The sequence below is a fragment of the Herbaspirillum sp. RV1423 genome (genome assembly GCF_000577615.1).
GTDB lineage: Bacteria > Pseudomonadota > Gammaproteobacteria > Burkholderiales > Burkholderiaceae_D > Herbaspirillum.
Window position 1 is genome coordinate 1 of record NZ_CBXX010000044.1, and the last position, 18,559, is coordinate 18,559.

Annotated in this window: 20 protein-coding genes and 1 pseudogene; 2 read left to right on the top strand and 19 right to left on the bottom strand. The window is 51.5% G+C overall.

The genetic code is table 11. From position 1 onward, the window contains the following. From RV1423_RS24980 to RV1423_RS25025, 9 genes and pseudogenes are all read right to left on the bottom strand, one after another. A pseudogene (locus RV1423_RS24980) lies at window positions 1-183 on the bottom strand (hypothetical protein); the annotation flags it as partial. A 15-nt stretch (window positions 184-198) separates the two neighbouring features. Beyond that, window positions 199-3,183, bottom strand: a complete 2,985-nt coding sequence (locus tag RV1423_RS24985; RefSeq protein WP_034302929.1) for a Tn3 family transposase — start codon at window positions 3,181-3,183, stop codon at window positions 199-201. Between the two features lie 1,698 nt (window positions 3,184-4,881). Further along, complete coding sequence (locus RV1423_RS24990; protein ID WP_034302931.1) at window positions 4,882-5,184, bottom strand: hypothetical protein; 303 nt, start codon at window positions 5,182-5,184, stop codon at window positions 4,882-4,884. 60 nt (window positions 5,185-5,244) lie between these two features. Further along, complete coding sequence (locus RV1423_RS24995; protein WP_034302933.1) at window positions 5,245-5,640, bottom strand: hypothetical protein; 396 nt, start codon at window positions 5,638-5,640, stop codon at window positions 5,245-5,247. 105 nt (window positions 5,641-5,745) lie between these two features. Further along, window positions 5,746-5,934, bottom strand: coding sequence for a hypothetical protein (locus RV1423_RS25000; protein WP_034302935.1), 189 nt, complete (start codon window positions 5,932-5,934; stop codon window positions 5,746-5,748). Window positions 5,935-5,949: 15 nt separating this feature from the next. Then, complete coding sequence (locus RV1423_RS25005) at window positions 5,950-6,402, bottom strand: hypothetical protein (RefSeq protein WP_155835266.1); 453 nt, start codon at window positions 6,400-6,402, stop codon at window positions 5,950-5,952. 20 nt (window positions 6,403-6,422) lie between these two features. Next, complete coding sequence (locus RV1423_RS25010; protein ID WP_034302938.1) at window positions 6,423-6,785, bottom strand: hypothetical protein; 363 nt, start codon at window positions 6,783-6,785, stop codon at window positions 6,423-6,425. A gap of 66 nt (window positions 6,786-6,851) precedes the next feature. Continuing rightward, window positions 6,852-7,064: a hypothetical protein gene (locus RV1423_RS25015; protein WP_034302939.1), complete on the bottom strand. Its 213-nt coding sequence runs from the start codon at window positions 7,062-7,064 to the stop codon at window positions 6,852-6,854. 434 nt (window positions 7,065-7,498) lie between these two features. After that, window positions 7,499-7,738, bottom strand: a complete 240-nt coding sequence (locus tag RV1423_RS25025; RefSeq protein ID WP_034302942.1) for a hypothetical protein — start codon at window positions 7,736-7,738, stop codon at window positions 7,499-7,501. A gap of 133 nt (window positions 7,739-7,871) precedes the next feature. Between RV1423_RS25025 and RV1423_RS25030 the strand changes: the two genes are divergently transcribed. Beyond that, entirely contained in the window at window positions 7,872-8,072 is a 201-nt protein-coding gene (locus tag RV1423_RS25030) for a hypothetical protein (protein WP_034302944.1), read from the top strand. A gap of 285 nt (window positions 8,073-8,357) precedes the next feature. Here the strand turns inward: RV1423_RS25030 and RV1423_RS25040 are convergent, their stop codons facing one another. Beyond that, window positions 8,358-8,864, bottom strand: coding sequence for a hypothetical protein (locus RV1423_RS25040; RefSeq protein WP_034302948.1), 507 nt, complete (start codon window positions 8,862-8,864; stop codon window positions 8,358-8,360). Window positions 8,865-9,584: 720 nt separating this feature from the next. Here RV1423_RS25040 and RV1423_RS25050 point away from each other — a divergent pair. Next, on the top strand, window positions 9,585-10,217 hold the full coding sequence (locus RV1423_RS25050) for a hypothetical protein (RefSeq protein ID WP_155835267.1): 633 nt from the start codon (window positions 9,585-9,587) through the stop codon (window positions 10,215-10,217). A 6-nt stretch (window positions 10,218-10,223) separates the two neighbouring features. Here RV1423_RS25050 and RV1423_RS25055 read toward each other — a convergent pair whose 3' ends face one another. The 9 genes from RV1423_RS25055 to RV1423_RS25090 all read right to left on the bottom strand — a co-directional run bounded on the left by RV1423_RS25055 (window position 10,224) and on the right by RV1423_RS25090 (window position 18,558). Beyond that, on the bottom strand, window positions 10,224-11,084 hold the full coding sequence (locus RV1423_RS25055; protein WP_034302954.1) for a nucleotidyl transferase AbiEii/AbiGii toxin family protein: 861 nt from the start codon (window positions 11,082-11,084) through the stop codon (window positions 10,224-10,226). A 1-nt stretch (window position 11,085) separates the two neighbouring features. Further along, window positions 11,086-12,018 (bottom strand): type IV toxin-antitoxin system AbiEi family antitoxin, encoded by a 933-nt coding sequence (locus tag RV1423_RS25060; protein ID WP_197035002.1) that lies wholly within the window; start codon window positions 12,016-12,018, stop codon window positions 11,086-11,088. A 388-nt stretch (window positions 12,019-12,406) separates the two neighbouring features. Next, window positions 12,407-12,949: a hypothetical protein gene (locus RV1423_RS30120; protein ID WP_155835268.1), complete on the bottom strand. Its 543-nt coding sequence runs from the start codon at window positions 12,947-12,949 to the stop codon at window positions 12,407-12,409. A 64-nt stretch (window positions 12,950-13,013) separates the two neighbouring features. Beyond that, window positions 13,014-13,382 (bottom strand): hypothetical protein, encoded by a 369-nt coding sequence (locus tag RV1423_RS25065; RefSeq protein WP_034302958.1) that lies wholly within the window; start codon window positions 13,380-13,382, stop codon window positions 13,014-13,016. Between the two features lie 80 nt (window positions 13,383-13,462). Then, window positions 13,463-14,767 (bottom strand): type II toxin-antitoxin system HipA family toxin, encoded by a 1,305-nt coding sequence (locus RV1423_RS25070; protein ID WP_034302960.1) that lies wholly within the window; start codon window positions 14,765-14,767, stop codon window positions 13,463-13,465. A gap of 1 nt (window position 14,768) precedes the next feature. Then, on the bottom strand, window positions 14,769-15,050 hold the full coding sequence (locus tag RV1423_RS25075; protein ID WP_051516940.1) for a helix-turn-helix domain-containing protein: 282 nt from the start codon (window positions 15,048-15,050) through the stop codon (window positions 14,769-14,771). A 335-nt stretch (window positions 15,051-15,385) separates the two neighbouring features. Further along, complete coding sequence (locus RV1423_RS30435) at window positions 15,386-15,931, bottom strand: hypothetical protein (protein WP_197035003.1); 546 nt, start codon at window positions 15,929-15,931, stop codon at window positions 15,386-15,388. Window positions 15,932-15,956: 25 nt separating this feature from the next. Continuing rightward, a complete protein-coding gene (locus tag RV1423_RS25085; RefSeq protein ID WP_034302962.1) occupies window positions 15,957-16,241 on the bottom strand; it encodes a hypothetical protein in 285 nt (94 codons plus the stop codon). 895 nt (window positions 16,242-17,136) lie between these two features. Next, window positions 17,137-18,558 (bottom strand): hypothetical protein, encoded by a 1,422-nt coding sequence (locus RV1423_RS25090; RefSeq protein ID WP_034302964.1) that lies wholly within the window; start codon window positions 18,556-18,558, stop codon window positions 17,137-17,139. Between the last annotated feature and the right edge of the window lies 1 nt (window position 18,559).

Genomic DNA, 18,559 nt, shown 5'->3' on the forward strand with positions numbered 1-18,559 from the left:
GTGCAGGCGCAGTAGCTCATCGCGTACGCCGTCAATGCCATCAAGACGCGTCCGAATTGCATCCAGCTGATCCACCATGCGTAGCATCGCGGACGTGTCATAGCTATCCTGTAACGCTTCCAATGCCTTCGCGTCCACGGTTCCATAAGGCGTTTCGACCTGGCTCTTGTCTGCGTCTGTCATGTGTTGTTCTTCATTTCAATTTTGGCGCGCTTGATTAGCCGCATTGCTGAATAAGGTATCGCGGATCCACTGCTCTGGAGTGCGTTTCAAGTTGAGGTGGTAGTCGCCAAACCGTTTCAGCCCACTGGTGATGTACGGGCTCAAAAACGCCAGATCGTCAGCCTTGACATCATGGCCCTCGGCGACCAGCGTCTGAATGACACGCATCATGTCCACCGTATTCTGCAGGATCACCGCAGCCGCAATCAGATCATTGTAGCGAAGCCGCTTTTGTTGTTCTTCAGGGTCATTTTGTGGAATAACGTCACCACCAAACGAGAGCCATTTTGCGAAGCCGTTATAGGACTCCATTTTGTTAGTCTCCCCAGTTACCTCCTGCCGCATCTTGATATCCGAAATCCATTTAAGAAGAAAAACAGTGCGTACGGCGCCACCCATCTCGCGTACAGCTGCAAAGAGCCGGCTGCGACCATTTTTGGCGCTTAATTTCTTCAGCAACAAAGGGGATGCAATACGACCGTGCTGGATGGACAGTGCGATGCGCATCATGTTTTGCCACTCCGATTCAATGAGGCCCCAATCGGTAGTTTCGGTAAAGAGGCGATCAATGTGTTTATACCGTGTCTTTTTATCTGCGCGATGCAAAACAAGGTCTTTCCAATTACGAATGCGGGGCATCAGGTTGATTCCGAGCAAATACGTAAACGCGAAGACGGCAGCAGACTGGCCCTGTGTATCCGAATAGACGGTATCGGCCTCCACCGACAATTGCGCTTTTAACAGGCCTTCGATCACATAGATCGCTTCCCAGATGCCGGGCGCGATAAAGTGACGAAACACCGCAATATAATTATTAGCCACGTGCCGATAGGCCACTGCCCCCATCTTGCGGTACCGAAAATGAAACCCAGCCAACAGATTTTGTTCGTAAAAATCGTATTGCGTACCGTCGGCTGCTACCGATTTTCCATCGCCCCAGAGCTTGGATAAGTCCAGACGCAGATGGAGTTCATTCAAATCCCTAATGGCGGCGTCCAGGTTCTCGACTGTCATATGCCGGCGATTCACGAAGGACAGCATGTGTGGAGTAACATCACCGGCAAGATGCCTTGCCGCCTGATTGGGCCCCAGATTGCATCCCAACGCGAAGATCGTCAGCAGATAGCGCTCTGCCGCGCGTTTAAGTTTCGGATCGCTACCGGAAATAGGACCGAAGTGCCGTGTGAATTTGACCCAGTGCTCCAGATTGGTCAGTACGTCGAGTAAATTGCGCGTCGGCAGCCGGTTCATGATCGTGCTTTGCAATGCGATCGCTGACGCTGGAATTTCCTTGGCAACGACGCGTTTCAACACCGGTTCACCAGTGGGGCCGATGGTGACGTCTGCTTGGTGGTCGGGAAACTCGTTGTCGACTTCTTCGGCCTTGTCCGCCAATTTTTTCTTGAGCATCGCGACAAAGTCCTTCGCGTTGTCGGGCAAACCGACTTTCTCGCAATAAGCGGGAAGAAGTTTTTGACATTCTTCCCACGACAGCAACTGTTCTCGAGGGTCGGCAAAGGTCTCGGAGCCGGCAACGCACATATCGCCGGACCGCAATTCGCTCGCTAAATGCGAAAAGACAGCCAATTCAAGATAGCGCCGGTTGGTAGGTTGTCCTTCCTCGTGCGGACGCTTCACGAGCTTATGCCAGCGGTCGGTCGCAAAAGAAAGATCCACCACATCCTCCATCCAGTCAGTGCGGCGTGTTTCATTTTCCAGAACAATATGGAGGGCGTGTAATAGCGCCCGGTTTTGTGTGGCGGAAGTAAAGTGAAGCGCGTGAGCAATTCTGAAGATGACTGCTCGATGGCTGGAAAACGGCTTCCAGAGTAACGGCAGGTGGTTCTTTCCGCTCCAGACGCGGATCAGTTCACATTCTTGCTTGAGACGCTCCAAGTCACCACCTGGCGCCAGGAGTTTGCGGATTTCAAGTCCTGTTTTCTCGTTTCCCAAGTCGTCAACCAGGATATCAAGGACACCGTCCAATTTCTGCACAAGGCGCTCAGATAGTGCGCGCTGCCGCAGCTGAATGCTGGCCAGTTCCTCTCGCGCACGTTTATGAATCACCGCCATACGGCGAATGAACATTTCGGTCAAATCATCGCGTGCGCGGACACGCATACTGCGAATCAGGGCGAGAATAAGCGTGTGACGTTTTTCTGGATTGAGTCCTTTTAATTCTGAGGCATCAAGGGCCATTGCCTGACTGGCAAAATGGGTGAGTTTCGACAACGGAATGCCGTCAAGCGGCTTTACGACATCAATGAGTGATTCCAGCCATGTGAGCTGATCGAGCAAATTTTCCAGATGCTTTTTGGATGCCCGCTTGGCGCTTCGTTTGATTTGATTAAATTGCGTCTGCCGTTGAGCAAATTCGGTCATCAGCAGATGTTCCAAAAAATCACGCTGTTCGCTCGTCAATCGCTTCGCAACCCGTTTGAACAGTTGCTCTTGAACTGTCGAGTGAATCTGTTCGGCTATTTTGTCCAGCGTACTGAAGGCCGGCAGTTCGTAATTACGTCCAATCAGCTCTTCAATGGTGGTATTGATGATATCGGTGCGCACATCCGCAACTTGCGCCGCTTCCCTGGCAATACGAATTGCCATCTTGCGCGAATCGGCTCCATCGAATGGGAACACGCCCAAATATTTCCGTATCGCGGCATGGTGCCGGTATAGCGTAGCTGGACTCTTATATGCAATTGAGCTTGCGGTAGGAAGCCCTCGCACAGCAGCAATATGGGCGACGATTTCAGGCGGGATATCTTCCAGGAGCGGGAAATAGTGCAGCTGCTCGAAGCATTTAAGTAACACGAGCACACTAAGCTGGCTGTCCGGGCCGCGAGCTAAACCTTTGACCCAGTCTATTTCCTCGGGTGAGGGGGTGTAGTACGTCAGAATATCCTGACTCGGAAGGACGGTGGGAAAGCGAGGGTATGCGGTTCGTTCGATCGATGCCATCTTGCCTCCGAGTTTCCGAAAGAAAAAATTTTATCGCGGTGAACAAGAAAATGAAATGGGCTTGGTGCGCTGAACCGAGCTTCGCATACTGCGTACATCTGATGTACGAGGGAGAGATGCTTATACAGTTATTTTTAGAATTCAGCCTTTAAATATAACCAAAAGTGTTATGAGCTATTTTTACCCTTATCTCGGCACAACCCCGATAAGGCAAGAATATTCAGGTCACTTGCCGAAGATTTGCGCGCCGGCGCACTTCTTGATGTGGAATACTTGAATGCGCACGGATACACAGGACTTGAACACTCAAGAAAATTGGCAGCCGTAATCGAGTCTGAAATTCAGGAGCTATATTCGGCAGTTGATTGTGCTCGGCAAATAGTACATTGCCTCTTCAGGAAGACATGTCGAGGATTCCCGGATTCAACACGAAAAATGTTTCAGCGGGTTCGTGATGGTCAGCTAACTGGCCTTCCGCCGGAGCTGGAGCAGGCCTTTGCAAACGCTCATTGGTACTGGCAGCTACTTCACATGAGGGATGCGCTTACGCATAGCGACATAGGCATATGCCGCGCATCCGAAGGTAGTACCATCTCTTACTCCCATGACGGACTCTCGCAAGACGGGCAATCATTGGAGATTCCAGATATATTCCAGCGATTAGAAACTCTAGTTGCCAGCATAAATCAATTTATTGGGGAGGTTTTCCACTATCTCTATAGTCAACTCCGGCAAGAACCAGTAATGCAGATCTGCGGCATCTTTGAAGGGCGATTTTACTTTCGGCATGTCGCTCCGTTACCTGATCTTTCATTTCATAGTGGTGTTTGCGGGACGCGACACTATGAGGCATCTCCTGGCGGTCGGCGATGCCCACTCGCGGAGCAGTGTGCGGCGTTTGAGAGTGCAGGCACAAGGGATGATGTTGTGAATTAAGCACCGACACCGGGAAAGTTTGATGTAAATCGAAAACTATAATTCCATGAACCCACTACGTGAGCGCATTCGAGAAGAACGAGAAATTTTTCGCATGATAGGGCCGCGCGCATTTAGGCGGAAACGATTTATTGCGAAGAAAGATTTACGTCCTCTTCGGGTCGTAATTCGACGATCAATGCCTTTGAAACCGAATCCCAAGTGGGACGCCGTACCCAGCCAGCATCCATAGGGCATCTTAGTTACTTTTACGCTGACATCCGAAATTTTTCGTTATCTTGGCTGGCTCGCAAGAAGAGCCGGCCAACTTCGGCTTTTCCTTGCGCTTTTGGAGGCTCTTTATAACAAGTGGCAATAATAAGGCCCTCACAAATTACTTTTTCGCTTATATCCGAAAATTTGCTTTATCTCGGCTGTCCCCCAACAACGGATCCAGCCAGAATGTCCATACCGAACCTGCCACCCTCATTTGAGCGCCTTTTTCCGCATCGCATGTGAGTAAAAAGGTCTGCAATGAATGAAGAGCGCTATTAAGCAACGCACTTGCTTGTGCATCTTGTTTAACAGTGCTTTTATTACGCTCAGACATTTCTTCCGGTCTCTACAAAAACTCCATCTGTACTCATCGTATTTTTCCTTTTACACAACTTTTGGTGCCGGGCCACCTTGATCAAGGGCCGCCATCACTGCCATCTGAACATTTGCCAGGCGCACTTATGTGCGCATCAGGCCATCAATGCCGGGCCGGCGTTTTCCTGTATGTTAGTGGTCAACAACGCTGGTGCGGATTTGTGGAACGATGGAGCATGCAGTAGCCTGTAATACTTCGTCGTCCTCGATCATCTCCAACCATTCGCAGGATGTGATGGCGGCTTCTGCACCACGTTTGGCCTTAGTCAGCGTATCTTCGTACGCGATGCTTCCACCGACCGTATCACCATCGCGCAAACAGGTATAGAAGTAGTCGCCAGCTGCTGACCTCTCGACCTTCATGCGCGCGCCCTCGCCGGGAATGCGTAAAAAGTGTAAGCCGCCTTCATTCGCCCAATGGGCTTTTTGGTCCATAGTTTTCCTACCTCTCTGAGGTGCGAACCGGTACGTGGCGCTGAGCGCCGTTTTCCTCGGTCAGTTAGCTGACGCCAAATAACTGCCATCTGCACGACGCAACATAATACGTTCACCTGAACGTTCGACTTTCCAAATTTCGCGGGTAGCCCCCTCTTTCAAGCCGACAGTAACAAAGACCTCCGTTGTCTCGGGCGCAATAACAATGCAACTGTGTTGGCCTTCATCTGGGTTCGGCCCGAAAAGCAATCTCATTGCCTTGCCCGCAGACGGGCATTCGCCATTGCCCAACACAGGAGCAACTTCGTCTCCAACTTTCATTTTGTGACCTGGCGAAAACACTACATTCGGAGTCTTAGCGGGGTAGGCAGTGGCGATCTTGTTTCCCAAGTCGGTCGAAACATCACACCCCGGAAGAACAATAGCCACAATGGCGAGAAGGCTCACGTACTTCATACGTTTTTCCTTTGTAGGTCATCGTTGATGACGGCATTCTGTTCGCGCTGCGCCTGCATCGCTCTGAATGTGTCTAAGGTCGTATCCATAACGTTCCTTGGATTCTTACAGACGGCTTCTGACGAGTGCGATGTGCGCATTCATAGCGCATTGCAGCCCCGCCAACACCATAACTGCTCCAACTGCAAAAACTGCGCCTTCCTTTGTAGCGAACGAATAGGCCACCAGTACGCTTCCGGCAACACCGACAATGCCACCAGCGACGATCAGGCGCTTTAACAACTGAGCTTTCAAGATTCCTCCTTATCTCTATCGTGCTGCAGGTTGCAGCAGCATGAACATAGACGCTACCCCGAGGGCAACACCTACAGCCCGTGTCCAGTCCATCACCTCGCCAAAAATGATGAAGCCACCAATCGCGACCAATGACAGGGACGTGACGTTGTAAACAATCAATGCATCGGGCAACGGCATTGCCTGGCGAGCACCCTGCACAAAAAAGAATTCGAGCGCCGCCAGCAGAAGGCCAATAGCAGCCACGCCAAACATTCCAGTGATCGACGGCAGCTTGATCGCGGCTAGATCTCCATGAGAGGACATCGCTCCGATTACCAGCACGGCCAAACCTCCGACAATCATGTAAATACCGACAATCATCCCTGCAGGAATTGTTCCTGCGAATCGCGGCAACTCGCGGATGAGCAGGATTGCCGCTGCGCTGCATGCCCCAGCTGCGAGCATCGATATTGGCCACGAATTCATATCGCTATTGTCCTCGACCTTTAGGCGACGGCCGGCAACATTTCTGCAAGGCGTTCCTTTGCAGCGTTCAGTTCGTTGGTGCGCTCTTCAAGAGTGAGCACGGCTTCTGCTGACGCTGGGGAAGCCTTGCGAGCCAAACTTTTAACGAGTGCTTCTAGACGTTCAACGTCTCGTTGAGCGAGCTCTAGAGGGGCCAATGGCGTTGGCTGATAATTTGGTGCGGGCGAGATCGAGTTTGCAATTTCGCGGCGTAGCTCACGCTCAAAGGCAACAAAATCGTTTAGTGTGACTCCAACGGTCGCCGCGCTGTGGAACCGTCGGATTCCTTCCTCGTTTGATTGGCGAAGGCCAATAACACTTGCGATTTTCTCAACAGTGGCCATGTAGTGCTTTCCGTGCACCGGGCTCCGGCCGGGATCGGGGCGCCAGGTCGGCACCAGGTTGTTTTACTAGACTTCGCCGCGCACAAATTTACGACCTTGACGGAACCAGTTGATAGCTTCGCCATAGTTGCCGATGTCAATCGCCGCGAGAACATGTGCCAAGCCGCCAACAGCTTGCTCCTTGGTGATTTCGCCAGCTTTATAGTCATCCAACACAGCACCTAAGAAGGCGTCCATGTCAGCGTGATCTTTGTTGGTCAAAGTCGATTGTCGAGTCATACAGTTCTCCATTGTTGGTTTCTGGCAGTTGCGGGGCGCATGTGCCATTTTTCCTTGTCGTTTCTAAACTTTCAGCATACGAACAGTTTTGATGTTTTCCCGATGTACCTTGGTGTCACCAAGAGGCTTTCCAAATTGATCCATCAAAAGCTTCCCATTGCCGTACACAACAATGCTGCAAGCGTGAAGCTCGTTGATCGCATCAACCTCAATTCTCTCTCCTGAAATCAGCCTAACTTCAAATCTTTGGGCTGCGTCAGGGTTCCGAATATGGCCACAGCCTCTACTACAAGCATCGAAGCCAATTCCCGTTGCCTTTGTATGAAAACCAACGCTGCACAACAACATGCGGCCTAAGAGTGCCTGAAACCGTCGAATCATTGTTTTCCTACCTGTTGCTATGCTTATCCATGGGTGCCGTCTTTGCAGCCTTTTCAGCCGTTAGTCGGCGCGAATTTATAGTCCTTTGCGACAAGAACTATCGCGTTAGCGAAATGGACAATAAGACTTGATTCCTTTGCCTTCAAAACTACCGCATCGGTAAACGATTCCTTAATACGTTCACGCTCTGCAATCTCGTAGAACTCAGGCCAGGAAAGCGTAAGCACATCCTTCCCCTTTTTATTCAACAGGTCACGCAAGTCGTCAACAACTTCACTAGCGGGCTTGCTCATATCTTCCTTTTAGGTTGTTAAGTCGTTGTAAGGAGAATATAAGCTTGCCCTAAGAATGTCAAAGCTTTCTTAGCATATGCTTAGGATATCTTAGGATTTAGGATTTTTCCTCAACTTGAGGGCCGGGCGGCTCATGGAAACCGCCGCCCACCTCCTAGAAAATCTCATCTACTTCTATACAACCTCGGTGATTTATAGAATCGATATCGCCGGCCTTCTATGTCAAATCGCAGATGCCGAAGTAAATCCTTTGTCCCAGATGCAGATGCGAGTCGTAGAAATGGAAGAAAAAAAAGGCGCCAAGAGGATGTTCTCTCTGGCGCCACGTTGTTAATGAAACATTTTCCGAGAAGATGAATCCTCCGGTAGTTCGAAATAGCTAATCCACAGCTTGCTATTCGGACACCGGGACAAATAGGTGCGCGCAGTCTGGCCCGCACAACTTGCTGAGCACCCCAGCTCTCCGCGAATGAATTTGACCGCTTCCCACCAGGTCATTTCATTCGCAAGTTCCGCAAGGGCTTGTTGATCTTCAAAATTCATGACCAGAATCTCCATGAAATTTAGCCAATCAGGCCCGAAGGCCGCGATTGACAGGTTTGTTGAACAAGCCGCGAAACTAGACGTCCTGCTTCAATCGCCAGGTCATCACCATCTGCTTGGCTTCTTCGATGGCGATCGCTCGGCTATTTACAGTGGCGCCAAACTCTGGCTCACCGTCACCCCCCATGATCGAGACTTCCACACCGGGACGGTAGCCGTCGCTCACGCGATTGACAACTGCGCGAAACTCGGTGGTAACGTCCCAGTAGGATTCCCACGGACTTTGCCAGGAAACGTACCCTTCCTGTTCAAGAACTCCGCGCATAAATTCTGCCTGATGAAAACCGTATTGGAATTCAAACACCAGATCAGGCTCAGCGCGCAGTACTGCGGGGACCTCGCCGTCCACTGACTCAAAACCTAATTGAGCAGCTACGTGCCGGGCGTTAGAGGCAAGGCTGTTGCTTGCCTCCTGATCCAGCTCGGCCACCACGCGAGAAAGCGCATAAGCTGCGCCGGCATCAAGTGCGACTTTGCGGATATCCAGGTTAAGGATTGTTGCGATGATTGCTCCCTGTAGCATGACATTCTCCAAAAAATTGGCGAAGTCAGACCCCGGACAGGTATGACCCGCCGGGTTAATTGATGTGAGTTTTACTACCTACCCACGAGTGCAAACGCGTCCATCCACGAAAGCACAATCTACAAATGCTGATAAATCAGCTGCAATGCGCGAAACGCGCAGAAAAGCTCTATGAAATAACAAATGTCATTTCGCAGAACTCTTGGAGTTTGGAGTGTCCAGAATGGACGAGGAATTGCTGGAGGCACCAGCTAGCAGGTTGATTATTAAGTTCTGCGGTCGAAATGTCAATACGACGAATACTGATCAATGTTTTTAATCATTGGAATCAGGTTTGTTGATGTCTGCCTCCCGATCCCTTCTCGCATAGATCATTCGCACCAGGAAGGGACAGCCTAAAATTCCTATGGCAATTCTGACGACGTCGACTAGACGAAGTTGTGGCTCAACGGCCAACGAGTAGACCCCCGCAACTAAGCAAGCCACGGTGTTGGCCAACACGAACCAAAGTGTCTTTTGCGGCGACTTCATTCGTTATGAGCTCATAGCAGGAGGTGCATTCCATCAATTTTCAAAGCGACACGTATTTTATCGCGCTTGTCGTTGCACCTTCAGGAGCACATCGACGTACTGTCTTATATTGCCATCCTACAACTAGCATTCCGGTACAATGCTTCGAATTGTAGCCACTCAGCCTCCAAAAATATGACGTATCTACTAATGCTGGTGCTATACGCTGGAGCTCCGTTCACCTTATTCCTGGCGACGAAAGGTCACATTGATAAGGCCGGCCGCGGAATTAAAGCAGCGATGTCGGTGGGCTTACTTGGAGGTGCCATTGTTGTGGCTGGGTTTTTCCTAGGAGTCAGCCAACGAACAAACCCATCACCTGCTCTCTCAACCCCAAATCTTGTTCCCTATCTTGACCTTGCTGCCGGCATTGCCGGGGTCATCGTTTACTGTTTCCTTGGCTACTACGCTGTTCGCAATCGAGGCAACAAGCTCGTCGCTCACAAAGCCCTGGCCGTAACGATCATTGCTGCTGCCGCATCTTGCTATCTTGTTGGCGTCGCGATCGATCACTGGGTGTTCTGGCACGCTACGCGCGAATCCGGCCTTATGTCTGAGGCTGTCTATGGTGCCGCGTCAGATGTAAAGTGTAATGATGGCTTCATTGCGATACACCGAGAAGACACAGAGAAGTATCGCTGGCGGTGTGCTATGAATTTAGTCCTTGGACCACCGCTATCTCAGCCGTTCATACCGTGGCCGGCATACCGAGAAGGCATCAGCAGCGAACTGTATGGCGTTACTCAGATGTATCTGCAGAAGAAGCAAAACCCAAGCAAGTAATTGCGACTATCGAAGCTTGAGAGCCCGCATCAGCGCATCTACCTGGCCAAAGGCGTCTGCCTGCCATTGAGCGGGGGTGAGCCCCGCTAACGCCCCGCTCTCCTCCACGAATCGCCTGACTGTTGTAGGACCAAACCCATTTTCCGAATCGAATTTTGCCTCGATGTATTTAAAGCCAGCGAGTCCGCTCGGTTGCTCCAATACAGGAAAACATTCGGCGGCCAAGGCTTCAATATGGCCGGGGAAATTTCTTATCGAATAGACAACATCATAGGCGTCTTTTGATTTCATGCGTCCATTGAGTGCATGGCCCTTCATCGCTAGAAGTGCAGGTATTGAACAGACTGCGATTTGAACGCGATTGGTGCCGCCTTGAGGCATGTCGCCTGACACATAGATCGTCTGACTAAACGTATTTGCCAGATCAACACCTGATGCTTTTTGAACGGCAAAATTATCAATCAATGCCGGGATATTTTTTTGAACGACCGCGTCGCGCGCCATCAGAAAATCGACCACGATTCGCACATCTTCGCCACCGTCTACTTGAACGGTCCGCGCCAATTGAAAACGCCGCATATCCGCACCCTGCTGGTAGCCATTGCGCATTAGCGCGTCGATCAGTAGCGCATATTCATCATGAGCAAGTGCTTCATGATCGAGAGCCAGGTCGATATCTAACGTACCAACATGAGCTTCTACCGACTGGTCAAGCAACAGCCAGGGAACGGCCCCGCCCACGACCGCATAGCGCCCTAAATAGCTTCCCAATAACTGTCCGATTTCCACCAAAACCATTCGAACTGCTTTGGATGATCTCGCGTCGTAGTCGTTGGCCGACTGCGGGTCTTGTGGAATTGGCTTCATTTCACCATACCAATTTTTCGATTCTTAAATGTTCCGCCGCCTCTTGGCCACGTTCGCCGGCGACCGACATATCGAGATATGTCTGCAACGGACTTGTATAGACGATGCCAGACGGTTCCCGGATCGCATCACGAAAGATTCCAGGATCCGATGGAATCGCAATAGCTACATTTCCGCCCTCAGCATTGAAGGATAGATCCAACAGGGATATGAGTTCACGGACTGTTTGCTGATCCATGCAGTAGAAATACTGAGTTCCTGTTCGTGCGTATGGCGCCATGTGTTCCGCCGCGGAGAATGAGGCCATAACAACAGATGGCTGCACCTCCTTTTTCCACAGCATCAATTCAGTCACCGTCTTCAATATTTCGGCCGGACGCTTCACTGTATAAAAACGACTGAATTCAGCTGACGGTTCGTACACATCACGCCATGAATCCAATAAAAGGTCCGGCTCCGACAAGACCCATCCTTCGGATCGCTCCTGAGCCCAGTCTCGGTCAAACAAAGCATTCCGCACATTACTTACATGCCCGGCGCTGACACCAGTGACGTCTACCAGTTCTTTGCCGGACCATTGCCGACCGGGGTGACGTAGCAGAGCTCGCAGAACTTCTGCCGATCTGGGACGGAAGATAGACTTCAATTCACGCTTTTCTGCTGGGGGCTGATATGGCACAGCACGATCGATATAAATATTGCCCGCCACGATCCGAACATTACCTACCAAATCGAGGTAGTTGACCTTGCTGTTCTTGCAGATTTCTCGGGATGCCGGTGAGAGATACGGCGCAATGATCAGGGAAATATCCCCGGAGTGGATTTGCCAATTTTGCAGTTGGTTGATAGCCGAAATCAGGTATCTCGGTTGACCAGCGGAAATCACCTCCGCGGTTATCCGAAACGGGGCGGCAGCTTCGACGTCTGCAGTCACTGAAAACATCAAGCTAAGATCGACTCTCCCACCGCTTAGATGTGTGTCCTCCCGAAACTCGACGTCTCGAATTGAAGGTATCTCACGCAGGAGTGCCTCCAAGGCTTCTCGACCTTGCCGGGAGGTAAGTTTCACTGAATTTGTACGATTCAACATACGTTGAATATAGCCTAAACAGTGAATCCGATCAATGATTCACTGTTTTCGGTAGATTCAACGAATGTTGAATGTGGCATTTTTGGTGAATAGTTGCCTTTATAGCAATTGACTGCGATCGACAGGAACCGCTACTTTTCTACTCTTCCCGAGGCTAACAGCCTTCCAAAAGTAAGCGTGCAGTTGGCTCACTCAATCAAAGTATCATCACGAGCAGCCAAGCTGCCGCAACTCAATCCGGAACAGTGTAAGTAACCTCAAGCATCGCGGTTCTGTCGTTTCTTCCTACCCAATTACGAAACGCAGCACTTACGTAACGCCGACCATCCGGTGCCACCGTATCGATGTAGGGGGATACGTCTGACCAACCGATAGGACAATCTCCGGCGCCCAGAGGACATGCCTTGTAGTCGACAGTGCCCATATCATCCGTATTTGCCTTTGGTGGCTTTTGCGCCCCACCCCAAGGTTCGTTCCTCATCAAACCCCGAACTCCCACCAACTTTGCATTCGCAGGTATTTCAACACCAAGCACCGCGCGGTTACCTTCGCCTGGTTTAACCTTGTGCTTTCCGATAAAAAACGTAGGGGAGGTCGACCCTTTTTTGTCGTCTCCTTCGGTATAGAAGATTCCCACCTTTACGTCGTACTTCTTCGCGCTAATTCTCGGCACGACCGCCTCAGGAGAATTTGCGGTTCGAGTTTGATCGGCGAACGCTGATACGGAGAGCAAGAATGAACAAAATAAAACAACGCATGATTTGAGCGATTTCATTTGAACCCCTTTTCTTATAATTCATCTGGAGCCGCCAGGCCGGGCTTGCTTTCTTACTCAACAATCAAAACGGACTGACTTTGCGAACGAGTGCCAATTGCTTGAGCATCGAGCAGAATTGTAAATTAAGTTGAAATCGCAAAAATTTCGAGTCGTCAACCCATTCGAAAAACATGAGCAGAGAAAAACTATAACGATCACCCTTTGCGGATTCTGTTCGTTTCGTCTTCATAAGTTCCTCAACTACATCCTTGAGCGCATGAAAGGATTTAACGCCAACTGGTAACGCAGCCACGAGATCTTTCACCGGTATCAGGGTTTCTTCAGCCCTGATCGAGACAGGAGATAATCTTAACATCGTCAGAATTATGGCCCGTTCGTTTGGCGCCAATTTCAACTCTTCGGCCATCAGTGAGAGTGCTGTAACAGTCATCGTTATCTTTCTATTGGCAATAGTCGCCGCAGTCAAACCCGGTCTTAAAGATCTACCTGCCGAGCTAAAGTGAGCCACTTCTACTTGCCGAGGGCAAGAGGCAACGTGTCGAGCCGGGCCTCAATCTCGGTTCGAACAACATCAGGAACGTCCATACCGCGGAGAGCCTGAGGCCAAAGGTCTTTCGCAAGCGAAACGGTTTGAGCGACGGCCGCTTTGGCGATGCGTTCCGAAATATGCGCTTTCTTTGCTATAGCGGCATAGCTGTCCAAGGTCTCCGCTCTCTGCAATTTGTCGATCGCAACGTTCGTGGCGAACCCTCGGAAACCAGCTAAGGCTGACACGCAGACAATGTCATACGCAGGCGAAAGTTCAGGGTTGATCCCATTGTGATATAGGACGCTGAAGTTTTTCAGGTGCGCGTCCGAGTTGCCTATGAGCGTGTTCACAGTCTGACGAATAAAGAACTGACGCACATCCTCGATGCCTCGCGTGCTCAGGCGATTCAACACCTGGATCAGTTTGATGAATTCCTTTTCGCCCGAATACTTCTGGCTAGGCATAAGCGTCAGCAGCTGACACGCATCTTCCATGTGCACGGAGCTGCTGGGGCCCCGGTCGAATCGGTCGACGGCCAAGAAGCGTGTATTTTCTCCAAGAGCTGCAACCAGGTCCGGATGGTCGAGCATCGCGCTCATAGGAGCAGGTCGACATGTCGCGACGTTAACCCCTGCGAGCCCCGCCAAGGTCATGCAGGCATACTCGTTCATCACTTGCGAGTCATCACCGGCCGCCGGCAACTTCGCAATGAGATCGGACAACTTGCCTTTGACGGGCATGCAATAGCGCTTCCCATCCTTAGCTTGAGACAGCGCCAGCTTATCTTGGACACCAGACAGCGATGCGGCTCCTTCTGCGGCTTGTTCGGGGACGCTAATCTCGAGATTGTCGGCGCCGCCCGTGACGCCGTACGCGCGGGCCGCCGCGGTGAGGTTGTCGAGATTCGCGGGGACGACTGTGGCCGCACCTGGTAGGTCTTCACCTGCTGCGGCCAAAATGCCAAAATCGTCCATGTCGACGTCGCTCTTCCGCGTAGCAGCCAGCCGGCGCCGGAGAGCCCCCTCGGGCAACAGCCCTGCAAAAAATGGCGGCAACTCGCCACGTTCTCGATACACCGCGGGATCGAAGTAATTCTTCAGTGTTTCTTGCGTAACCTGCTCACTGCCGGGAAGCGTCATAGACAGCGAAAGAGTGGCCCGCGCCGGATTAGCCAGGTATTGTTCCGTGGCGATGAAGCGCGTAGCTCGCCCTGCCTCACAGAGCCACCCTACATGCTGCTCGTGGAGCCACACTTCCAAATATCGGGGCGTCAACATGTTGCTCAAGTTAGCTCCCCAGCAACCGGTCTATCGTTGAAGGGACATCGTCAGGGCCGACGGCTTTACCTGCTAAAAGGCGCGATACCTCGGGCAGGAGATGCTTGGGAACCAAGACCAGATTGGAATCCATAGCGTCAGCCAAGGCTTCCAAAGTGCTGATCCGGGAATCCACTTTACCGCTCAGCGCGTTACTAACTTGGGGAACGCTCATGCCAGTGACGCTTGCAAGGCTTTGCATCGTTTTACCCAGGCGGCTGCGGCGTTGTTGAAGCTGTTCAATGATAGCCATGTTATTCCTTTGTATAACTCCATGACTATATTTTACGCCAAACCGTAATGCATCACGACAGATACTTTACGCTAATCAATAACAAATGAATTAATAATTATTGAATTACATAATTTAATTGTCATTTTGCAACGTCATTGAACGCATGATCGACTGGTACGGCGTGGCACCAGGCCTATGCTGCGCGATCGAGATTGACCGTCGAATACTCCCGAATGGGAGAATCAGGATTGTCAATTCACTGCGGGGCAGCTGCGGCAAAGAAAATAGGCCCGCAAGGTAGATCACCGCCGCCGCTCCCGAGGTAGTTCGGCGCCCTCTGGCCAGTGTGCAGCTTATGGATTGTCAATCCACCGTGGCCGCTTCTGATCGGGTTGACTGTCCAAAGGCGTTCCTTGCCAAGCCAGGCGATGCGCTTCCAGGATGTGCCGCACAATATTTTCGCCATCTTCCGGCCGAATATTGAGACACAATCGGTGCTCAGGCTCTTTCTCTGGACTCACTCTGCTGACGTCAAAAGTCAACGTCAAACGACGGTATCCGGGCGAGCCACCGTAAGAATAAAGCTTGGCGTTCACGTCCACTGCGACACCCGTCGGCGCCAAGGTCGACAGTTGCGCCTGCTCTTGAGAGGAGATGCTGGCGCGGCGAGTCACCGCGTCCGATGCGGAAATAATGCGTGCAGCCTGAGGAATTAGGCGCACCCAATCTTCTTCAAGACGGTCAATGGCTTCTGCAATCGTGTACCCCATATCGGCCAGCCAGTCTGGTCGGTTCAGAATAAGCGCGGCTGCGAGCGCCTCTCCTTTTGAAAGCGGCCCAGGCCCGTCTATTGCTGCGGCATGGCGAGCCTTACCGACTAAATGCTCTAATGTAGACATCGTCAATCCTTTGCGTCGACAAGACTTAATTCAAGCCGAAGCTTTTCAGCACATTCTGATGAATGGCGGCCAAGAGCGCGTCACAATAGCTTTTAGCAGCAGCATAGTTTGCAAAAAGCTCTGTCCGGTAAAAAACCTGCCCATCTGCAGCTACGCTCAACAGGATCTTTCCATCATCTACCTGGTGCTGCCCAAACCTCAGATCGTCTGATCCAAGATGCGCAATCACCTTCTTGCCCGCAATTACGTCCACCATCCTCGCCGCGTTTTTAGAACAGACAACCTCATCAAACCATATCTTCTCTGACATCCTGCGCCTTTTTCAAATGTGATTGGGACCAGCCAGCGGCTACATCGCGCAAGCAAACCGATGGCAACGGCGAATTTTATCTCAGTCCGATCTGGACGCGGCGTCTACACTGGGGTCATCTCCGGTCGCTGAATCGGTGCGCAAGGTCCGCCTATCCCGCACAACAAACCTTACAACAGCGATCGACTGAAACACTATCAACCCAATCCTGGATCACTGATTTTCCCGGGTTTCGGCCGAGGAGCGCCCTGCAATTCGCATCCGAATGAAATTTAGAATGTCCGAGATAAGTGCGGAGACTTTCGCTGCCATGTGCATAGAAAACTTTTTGTAAGCCTGGCGCTGCCGCTCCCAACACGACTAACTTTCCGGAATGGGCCATAGGTGCCTTTCAAACAAGATAATAACTACGTGGATCAGCGCTGCACGAGAATCAACCTTCAATTTGCGATGCATTCCCCTCCAACGTTCTCTCCTTGCCCGCTACTAGCGACTACGAGAGGCTACTATAGCCATCTCAATTGTGATATGGCCGGAACATCGGCGTCGGCAAAACTGTCGAACATCAAAGCAGCGGTATGATGTCTGCTGTATCATGGTTTCAGCGTTGTCATTTTTAACACTTTCTGAAGGAGCGTTAAATGGATACAAATCTTGCCCTGTTCTCGGTCACATGCTTGTTTGCTGGCGCAGTTGCCTTTTCAACGGTAGCGGCTGTTGTGGTTTCTGCAGTGCGTGCCGCTGTGGCCACAATGCCCCGCTGGCTTCCGAGGGTTCGTGCCCTAATGGCGCCGGGGTCGGCGAACACCGTCGGCACCTTCGCCTAAACGTAGCGTCAAAAAAGCCCGCGCAAAGCGGGCTTTTTAATGTCTTCCTGAAGGCAAGCTCTAGGGCATCAAAAACTATCGGAGGTGCTAGAACTCCCTCCGCCGAATGAATCAGATGATGAGTAACTATCGCTGCTGGAACTCGATCCACCAGATGAACCGCCAAAACTAAACCCGCTTGATCCGCTCGAACTATATCCACTTGAGCCGCCCGAACTACCGCCCGAACTGAAAACACTGCCCCGGTAATCCCCACCACCGCTGTTGTAAGGGATAGGCGCGGGGACCTCTTGACGCAGACCCAGGAGCTGGTTTTCAACCTGTTTGCTCGTCATGTCGCCGACCATGTATCCAGCCAGGAAAGATGTCAGGTTGAAATCTGACTCGTAACGGTAGTCAGACCCCGTATAGCGATCGGAACGAAGCGAGCGCTCAATAGTCTTGGCTCGTTGGTATTGAACGTTTCGTTCAGTTCGAATTTTGCTAAGACGTGACGTCTTTTCAGCGTTGCCGGATAGCAGAAGCCGTTTCTTAGCTAATTCAGCGACAAGTTCGTCATCGCGCGTGTCAGGCGTTTCCCGCGCGGCCGCTTCGAGCTGTTCCAGCGGCACTTCCGTCATGGCGTCTGCGATAGATTTGTAGGCCCGGACGTATCGGAAATCGGTTCGGTCGACATACTCTTGCAACACCCCTTGGAGCCTTTTTGCTTCGCTCTTGAATCGCTCCACCGTCGCTTGCGCAACCGACACTGCACGCCGAGATGGCTCAAGATCGGTGTTGGATTGTGCGGCCGCCACGCGATCTTGAACTTTCTTACGAATTTCTTCGACGCTGTTGCCAAGTGCCAGCCGGCGACTAGCGAGAGTCGACCGCATCGATTTGAGACTCTCGTAATTGGCGCGATTTCGCTCAAAATCGATGAGGCCCGCGATCCAACGATCGGCCCTCTTGAAAAAGCCACCACGTCGATACTCTTCAGTACCATAGCCGGCACGCAAGAGATAGCCAAACCCTGGGTCAGACTCAAACGCAGGCAGCTTCCCGTCACACTCGGCGTCGATCTCCGCGGCAAGATCTGTTGACGCCTTGACGTCCGCCTCGACCCTGTCCAGCGCCTGAGAATCTTGAACGTATACCGGATCCGAACTCAGAAGAATTCGCAGCTGTTCATGGGACTTCGCCAAGGTTGTCTCGGCCGTTTGCAGAGTCGCATTGGCGTCTGCAATTTCAGCCTCAACCTTCGCCAAGGATTTTCTCGCAGCTGCTTCTTCCTGCATGCGCAGATCCAGATGAACACGAGCGTCATGTGTCAGGTTGACCATGTTGATCAAGTTCAGCTTTGCCAATTCCGTATAGATCTCGTTGACAGACGCTTGCAGCTGCAGATCATCTTGCGCCACGGCCGCCAACTGTCCCTCAACTTGCCGTAGCGGCTCCTCGAAATTCCGCGTGTGCGTTTCGAGTTCCTGCCTCAGTGTATTTTTCGCCATA

Coding starts and splice junctions, on each gene's coding strand:
- RV1423_RS25065 (WP_034302958.1), bottom strand. CDS start 13,382: ATGACTGTTACAGCACTCTCACTGATGGCCGAAGAGTTGAAATTGGCG.
- RV1423_RS25050 (WP_155835267.1), top strand. CDS start 9,585: ATGCTGGTGCTATACGCTGGAGCTCCGTTCACCTTATTCCTGGCGACG.
- RV1423_RS25040 (WP_034302948.1), bottom strand. CDS start 8,864: ATGCTACAGGGAGCAATCATCGCAACAATCCTTAACCTGGATATCCGC.
- RV1423_RS25085 (WP_034302962.1), bottom strand. CDS start 16,241: ATGTCAGAGAAGATATGGTTTGATGAGGTTGTCTGTTCTAAAAACGCG.
- RV1423_RS25005 (WP_155835266.1), bottom strand. CDS start 6,402: ATGAATTCGTGGCCAATATCGATGCTCGCAGCTGGGGCATGCAGCGCA.
- RV1423_RS25010 (WP_034302938.1), bottom strand. CDS start 6,785: ATGGCCACTGTTGAGAAAATCGCAAGTGTTATTGGCCTTCGCCAATCA.
- RV1423_RS25030 (WP_034302944.1), top strand. CDS start 7,872: ATGGAAACCGCCGCCCACCTCCTAGAAAATCTCATCTACTTCTATACA.
- RV1423_RS25075 (WP_051516940.1), bottom strand. CDS start 15,050: ATGGCTATCATTGAACAGCTTCAACAACGCCGCAGCCGCCTGGGTAAA.
- RV1423_RS24990 (WP_034302931.1), bottom strand. CDS start 5,184: ATGGACCAAAAAGCCCATTGGGCGAATGAAGGCGGCTTACACTTTTTA.
- RV1423_RS24995 (WP_034302933.1), bottom strand. CDS start 5,640: ATGAAGTACGTGAGCCTTCTCGCCATTGTGGCTATTGTTCTTCCGGGG.
- RV1423_RS25090 (WP_034302964.1), bottom strand. CDS start 18,558: ATGGCGAAAAATACACTGAGGCAGGAACTCGAAACGCACACGCGGAAT.
- RV1423_RS24985 (WP_034302929.1), bottom strand. CDS start 3,183: ATGGCATCGATCGAACGAACCGCATACCCTCGCTTTCCCACCGTCCTT.
- RV1423_RS30435 (WP_197035003.1), bottom strand. CDS start 15,931: ATGTCTACATTAGAGCATTTAGTCGGTAAGGCTCGCCATGCCGCAGCA.
- RV1423_RS25025 (WP_034302942.1), bottom strand. CDS start 7,738: ATGAGCAAGCCCGCTAGTGAAGTTGTTGACGACTTGCGTGACCTGTTG.
- RV1423_RS25015 (WP_034302939.1), bottom strand. CDS start 7,064: ATGACTCGACAATCGACTTTGACCAACAAAGATCACGCTGACATGGAC.
- RV1423_RS25055 (WP_034302954.1), bottom strand. CDS start 11,084: ATGAAGCCAATTCCACAAGACCCGCAGTCGGCCAACGACTACGACGCG.
- RV1423_RS30120 (WP_155835268.1), bottom strand. CDS start 12,949: ATGAAATCGCTCAAATCATGCGTTGTTTTATTTTGTTCATTCTTGCTC.